The following is a 6189-nucleotide window of genomic DNA, read 5'->3' on the forward strand; positions in this document are numbered from 1 at the left end:
CGCCGCACCCACCAGGGAACCCGCGCCTTCCGCCTGGCGTTGACCAGTACGGGAGGGTCCACTGGACGTGACACCACGACACCAGTGGGCATCGCAGACCAAGGAAGGGTTCCCTGCCGCACCACTTGGAGGGCGTACCGTGCACCGCCGGCACAACGGGCTCAGGACCGCAGTACTCCTCGGAGGGCTGTCCGCACTCATCATCGTCATCGGCGGCTTCTTCGGCCGCATGGGGCTCGTCGTCGCCGTCCTCGTCGCGCTGGGCACGAACGCGTACGCGTACTGGAACAGCGACAAGCTGGCCCTGCGCGCGATGCGGGCCCGCCCGGTCAGCGAGTTCGAGGCCCCGGGGCTGTACCGCATGGTCCGCGAGCTCTCCACCCAGGCCCGGCAGCCCATGCCGCGCCTGTACATCTCCCCGACGGACGCGCCCAACGCCTTCGCCACCGGCCGCAATCCGCGCAACGCCGCCGTGTGCTGCACGGACGGCATCCTGCGCCTGCTGGACGAGCGCGAACTGCGCGGCGTCATCGGCCACGAACTCAGCCACGTCTACAACCGCGACATCCTCATCTCCTCGGTCGCCGGCGCCCTGGCCTCCGTGATCATGTTCCTGGTCAACTTCGCCTGGCTCATCCCCGTCGGCCGCTCCGACGACGATGACGGCCCGGGCCTGCTCGGCATGCTGCTGATCATGCTCCTGGGCCCGCTCGCCGCCAGCCTCATCCAGCTGGCCATCAGCCGCTCCCGGGAGTACGAGGCGGACGCCTCCGGCGCCCACCTCACCGGCGATCCGCTCGCCCTCGCCAGCGCCCTGCGCAAGCTCGAACTCGGCACCAAGCAGCTCCCGCTGCCTCCCGAGCCGCGGATCGAGACCGCGAGCCATATGATGATCGCCAATCCCTTCCGTCCGGGCCAGGGCTTCTCGAAGTTGTTCTCCACTCACCCGCCGATGGCGGACCGTATCGCCCGGCTCGAGAAGATGGCAGGTCACCAGCAGTGAAGACCATCCTGAACGTCATATGGCTCGTCCTGAGCGGCTTCTGGCTGTTCCTCGGCTACCTGGCCGCCGGCGTGCTGCTGTGCATCACGATCATCGGCATCCCGTTCGGCGTCGCGGCGTTCCGCATCGGCATCTACGCCCTGTGGCCCTTCGGGTACACCACGGTCGAGCGCGGTGACGCGGGCGCGCCCTCCTGCGTCGGCAACGTCCTGTGGCTGGTCCTGGCCGGCTGGTGGCTGGCACTCGGCCACATCTTCACCGGCATCGCCCTGTGCGTCACGATCATCGGCATCCCGCTGGGCATCGCCAACTTCAAGCTGATCCCGGTCTCCCTGCTGCCGCTGGGCCGCGAGATCGTCCGCACGGACCAGCCGTTCGCGAGCCGCTGAGGACTCCGGTTTTCCACAGATCAGCGGTTTTCCACAGGCCCGCCCGGCTGTCAGTGGCGCTCTGCATGATGAACGCATGACCGAGACCACGAGCGTCCGCTCCTCAGGCAGGCCGACCCGGGCCGGCTTTCGCACGCGCACCGGCCACCGCATACCCACTCACCTCCGTACAGGCGCCGACCTGCGCATACGCCCGACGGTCATACAGCCGTCCTGAAACGCCGCAGGCCGCTCACACGCCCCGCACGCCCACCCGGCGCCGCACCGCGTACGCCGCCACCCCCACGGCGAGTACACCTGCCCCGGTCACCACCGAGACCCCCGGCAGGGAGAACGCCAGCACCACGCACCCGAGCAGCCCTACCGCCGGCACCACCCTCGCCCTCGGAGCCGCGTCCAACGTCCATGCGGAGGCGTTCGCCACCGCGTAGTACGCCAGCACACCGAAGGAGGAGAAGCCGATCGCGCCCCGGACGTCCACCGTGGCGGCCAGGACCGCGACCACCGCGCCCACGGCCAGCTCCGCCCGGTGCGGCACCTGGAACCGCGGATGCACGGCGGCCAGCGCGCCCGGCAGATGCCGGTCCCGGGCCATGGCCAGCGTCGTCCGCGAGACGCCGAGGATCAGCGCGAGCAGCGAGCCGAGCGCGGCCACCGCGGCACCCACCCGCACCACCGGCGCCAGCCCCGGCGCCCCGGCCGCCCGCACCGCGTCCGCCAGCGGAGCGGTCGCGTCCCCGAGACCGTCCGCACCCAGCACCGAAAGGACCGCCACCGCCACACACGCGTACACCACCAGCGTGATGCCCAGGGCCAGTGGGATCGCGCGCGGAATGGTGCGTGCCGGGTCCCGCACCTCCTCACCGAGGGTCGCGATCCGCGCGTACCCCGCGAACGCGAAGAACAGCAGCCCGGCCGCCTGCAGGATGCCGACCGCACCGTCCGATGCGCCGATGTCCACCCGCCCGGCATCCGCCCGGCCCGACGCCAGACACGCGACCACCACACCAGCGAGGACGGCCAGCACCACCGCCACGATCACCCGCGTCAGCCACGCGGACTTCTGGATACCGCCGTAGTTCACCGCGGTCAGCGCCATCACGGCCGCGACCGCCACGGCGTGGGCCTGCTGAGGCCAGACGTACGTGCCCACGGTGAGCGCCATCGCCGCGCAGGAGGCCGTCTTGCCGACCACGAAGGACCAGCCGGCGAGGTAGCCCCAGAAGTTCCCCAGCCGCTCGCGTCCGTACACGTACGTGCCGCCGGAGGCCGGATACAGCGCGGCCAGGCGCGCGGACGAGCTGGCGTTGCAGTAGGCGACCACGGCCGCGACCGCCAGTCCGAGCAGCAGCCCGGACCCGGCCGCGCGCGCCGCCGGCGCCAGGGCCGCGAAGATGCCGGCTCCCACCATCGAGCCGAGGCCGATGACCACCGCGTCGCCCACCCCGAGGGTGCGCCGCAGTTCGGAGCCGGGTCGTGTCATGCGCCGCACCCTACCGACCTGCGCAACCGCCGGGCGTCGGAGGTGCGTCCTGTTCACCAACACGACATGAACGCGCGCGGCAGCCCGGCCGAGGCGACTTGGGCTTACCGCCCGAGGCCGTTCGAAGCGGTGTGGGCAGGGGCGCGGAAGGACAGGTTCACGGCATGACGATCATCAGCTGGATCATCCTCGGACTGCTGGCCGGCGCCATCGCCAAGTTCCTGCTGCCGGGCCGCGACCCGGGCGGCCTGATCGGCACGACGCTGATCGGCGTGGCCGGCGCGTTCATCGGCGGCTGGATATCGGCCCGCTGGCTGGACCACCCGATCACCAAGGACTTCTACGACGGCGCCACCTGGGCCGCCGCGATCGGCGGCTCGCTGGTCCTGCTGATCGTCTACCGCCTCCTGTTCGGCCACTCGCGCGACTGACCGCGCCCATCGAACCGCAGCCGACAGGCGAGAAGGGTGGGCACCAGCCAGGTGCCCACCCTTCTCCGGAAGGTTCCAGCGTCTCACCAGGCCTTCGCGACGCCCGTGAACCCACACCCGCGCGGACTTACCGGTAGTTCACGAACTGCATCGCGAAGTCGAAGTCCTTGCCCTTCAGCAGCGCGATGACGGCCTGAAGGTCGTCGCGGCTCTTGGAGCTCACCCGCAGCTCGTCACCCTGCACCTGGGCCTTCACACCCTTCGGCCCCTCGTCACGGATGATCTTGGCCACCTTCTTCGCGTTCTCCTGGGAGATGCCCTCCTTGATCGACGCGAAGATCTTGTACTCCTTGCCGGAGAGCTGGGGCTCGCCCGCGTCCAGAGCCTTCAGCGAGATGCCGCGCTTGATGAGCTTGGACTGGAAGACGTCGAGGACAGCCTTCACCCGGTCCTCGGAGTTCGCCTCCATGAGGATCTTCTCGCCGGACCACGAGATCGAGGCCCCCACGCCCTTGAAGTCGTAGCGCTGGGAGATCTCCTTGGCGGCCTGGTTGAGGGCGTTGTCGACCTCCTGCCGCTCGACCTTCGAGACGATGTCGAAACTGGAGTCGGCCATGTCCTGTGGCTCCTTGTATCGGGGTGCGAATCGGGGTGCGTTCCGGGTGCGTACCGGCATACGCGGGCGGCCGCCGAGTCCGGCAGGGTCCCGGGCCGCATCCGGACAAGCCTAGCCACCCCCCGACCACCGGGTGCCGATCAATCGGGTGGCGAAGCACCCCTCCCCATCGGGTATTGTTTACGTCGTTGCCAGGGAGCACCGCCGAAAGGTGGCTCAACAGGCAGCAACCCCGGCGGTGTGCCCGAGCGGCCAAAGGGAGCAGACTGTAAATCTGCCGGCTCAGCCTTCCTAGGTTCGAATCCTAGCGCCGCCACACTGGGGAAGACCCCCTCCGAACTGCGCGAACGCAGAGCGGAGGGGGTCTCTTCGTATTCGAGCGCGCTCGTTCGAGCAATGGTCGAAAAGAGAGGCTTGTCTCACCTGGTCCCAGGTGTGGCCCGCCCCTGATCAGCGTGTGTCCCCCAGGCGTCCCCCGGGGGGAGGCGCCACCTCAGTGCCATTCCCGCAGGCCAGCCTCAATCTGGCGGTTCGCGCGGTCCTGGGCTTGCGCCAGAACCTTCGCGTAGACCCGCAGGAGCACGGCCACGGAGTGCCCGGCCCTACGCGCCACCTCCATGGGGTCGACGCCGGAGAAGAGCCAGAACGAGACCCCGGCGCACCGGAGGTCGTACGGTCGGCGGGCGAGGGGCGATGCCACCTCCGAGGGAGACAGGGCGGCGTTCCGGGCCTCGGCCCAAACCTCGCCGTATCCCGTGTCCTGAATCACACCGCCGCGGCTGGTCCGGAACAGGCGGCCATCCGGAGCCGCGCCGTATCGCTCGATGTGCCACCGGAGCATTGCCACGAAGTGCGGCGGGATCGGCACCACCCGTGAGTCCCGAACCGCACGGGCCTTGAGGTGGCGCTCTTGGTGGGCCCGGGCGTCGTCCGTCCAATCGTGGCCGGCATGGACGATGCCGCCACGAAGCGTGAGGTGGCCCCATCCGCGCTTGGGCAGGTGGCACTGCGACGCTTTCAGTCCCACGGCTTCAGCGGGACGCATGGCGGCGTAGTAGAGGCATCCGAAGAAGGCCTCAAGGTGCGCGCCGCGCTCCCCTTGACCACGCACCCCTTCGAGCAGCTCTCTGACCTGGCGAGGGTTGGCGACGCTTGCCGGGTCAACTTCCTCGGTGGACTTCGGGGCCGTCCACTTGACCGTGGTGAGGGGATTCACGGGGACCGTGAAGTACCTCCGTTCGACCGCGAGCCCGAGAACGTCGCTCAGGCAGGCTCGCTTGCGGCGGGCAGTACGTCCTGCGGCCGGGGAGCCGTCGAGCAACGTCGACAGGGCGTCCAGCGCCGTGCGGAGTGTCGCAGGGTCTTCGAGCGCCGAGATGGCCACGGAGTTCTTCTCCACCCAGAGCAGAGCGTCCGCCACTTCGGCGGGGGGCTCTTCGCCCCAACGCTTCTTGTTGTACGCCCAGCCGTACAGGGCCCGGCGCAGCAATCGGGGCGCCGGACGGCCAGCCGTGGTCTTCACCAGCGCGGGCGTGATGGTGGCGAGGGCGTCGGCATCGTTGCGGCGGGACTTTGCCGGCAGGCGGTCCCACCTGCTGTCGACGTACGCCCGAGTGTGCTCGTACCAAGTCACTGAGCCGTTCAGCGCGCGGAGCTCGGAGGCGGGCAGGCCCGTCTCCACGTCGAACTGCTCGCCCTTGCGGAGAGCGGTCATGAGCTCGGAACGGCGGCCGTCCGCCTGCGCTTTGACGGTGTAGCTCTTCGAGTGCTTCTGGGGGCCGACAAGCCAGCGGACGCGATAGGGCTTCGGGCGGTCGCGGCGAGTCTCGATGCTGTAGACGCGAACGTCGTACGTGAAGGGCATTGCTCTCCAGGCAGCGGAAGGGCCCGCCCAGAAGGGCGGGCCCGATGGCCAGTACGAATCAAGCGGCGCGCTCGGTGCAGCTCTCCCACCACGCGTCCAGGTCGGCGCGACTGATACGGACCTGGCCGTTGGGAAGCTTGCGGAGCTTCGGAGCTTGGCCGCGGGCCCGCATCCGGTAGAAGGCGGCGCGGCTCATGCCGATCTCCTTGAGGACCTCGGGAAGTTTGAGCATCTGTGGGTGGGTCATAGCACTCCTCGGTCAGGCGCGGATCGGACGGGAGGAGGTTGGAGTGACATTGCGCTGAGTCGTGGGGAGAAGGGACTCACCGCGGGGAGGGGGGGGGTGTGGGGTGTGTAGGTAAGCCTAGAGGACAGGGTGGTTGTAAAAGGGGAGGGTTGGGAG

Annotated in this window: 7 protein-coding genes and 1 tRNA gene; 4 read left to right on the forward strand and 4 right to left on the reverse strand. The window is 69.5% G+C overall.

The window, feature by feature from the left end; translation table 11 throughout:
• Positions 1–139 precede the first annotated feature (139 nt).
• Together htpX and AB0K80_RS04805 are read left to right on the forward strand one after the other, a co-directional pair.
• A complete protein-coding gene (gene htpX / locus AB0K80_RS04800; protein WP_365665808.1) occupies positions 140–1003 on the forward strand; it encodes a zinc metalloprotease HtpX in 864 nt (287 codons plus the stop codon).
• Positions 1000–1392 (forward strand): YccF domain-containing protein, encoded by a 393-nt coding sequence (locus tag AB0K80_RS04805; RefSeq protein WP_365665810.1) that lies wholly within the window; start codon positions 1000–1002, stop codon positions 1390–1392. Before htpX ends, AB0K80_RS04805 begins: the two co-directional genes overlap by 4 nt.
• A gap of 232 nt (positions 1393–1624) precedes the next feature.
• Here AB0K80_RS04805 and AB0K80_RS04810 read toward each other — a convergent pair whose 3' ends face one another.
• Positions 1625–2875, reverse strand: coding sequence for an APC family permease (locus tag AB0K80_RS04810; RefSeq protein WP_365665812.1), 1251 nt, complete (start codon positions 2873–2875; stop codon positions 1625–1627).
• A 164-nt stretch (positions 2876–3039) separates the two neighbouring features.
• On the opposite strand from AB0K80_RS04810, the gene AB0K80_RS04815 reads away from it, so the two are divergent.
• Entirely contained in the window at positions 3040–3306 is a 267-nt protein-coding gene (locus AB0K80_RS04815; RefSeq protein ID WP_365665814.1) for a GlsB/YeaQ/YmgE family stress response membrane protein, read from the forward strand.
• Between the two features lie 127 nt (positions 3307–3433).
• Here AB0K80_RS04815 and AB0K80_RS04820 read toward each other — a convergent pair whose 3' ends face one another.
• A complete protein-coding gene (locus tag AB0K80_RS04820; RefSeq protein ID WP_365665816.1) occupies positions 3434–3922 on the reverse strand; it encodes a YajQ family cyclic di-GMP-binding protein in 489 nt (162 codons plus the stop codon).
• Between the two features lie 234 nt (positions 3923–4156).
• Between AB0K80_RS04820 and AB0K80_RS04825 the strand changes: the two genes are divergently transcribed.
• A tRNA-Tyr gene (locus AB0K80_RS04825) sits at positions 4157–4238 on the forward strand.
• Between the two features lie 177 nt (positions 4239–4415).
• Here AB0K80_RS04825 and AB0K80_RS04830 read toward each other — a convergent pair.
• Both AB0K80_RS04830 and AB0K80_RS04835 read right to left on the reverse strand, forming a co-directional pair.
• On the reverse strand, positions 4416–5786 hold the full coding sequence (locus AB0K80_RS04830) for a site-specific integrase (RefSeq protein ID WP_365665817.1): 1371 nt from the start codon (positions 5784–5786) through the stop codon (positions 4416–4418).
• Positions 5787–5844: 58 nt separating this feature from the next.
• A complete protein-coding gene (locus tag AB0K80_RS04835; RefSeq protein ID WP_365665819.1) occupies positions 5845–6033 on the reverse strand; it encodes a helix-turn-helix domain-containing protein in 189 nt (62 codons plus the stop codon).
• Positions 6034–6189: the final 156 nt, after the last annotated feature.

This window comes from Streptomyces sp. NPDC052682 (assembly GCF_040678435.1).
Taxonomy (GTDB): domain Bacteria; phylum Actinomycetota; class Actinomycetes; order Streptomycetales; family Streptomycetaceae; genus Streptomyces.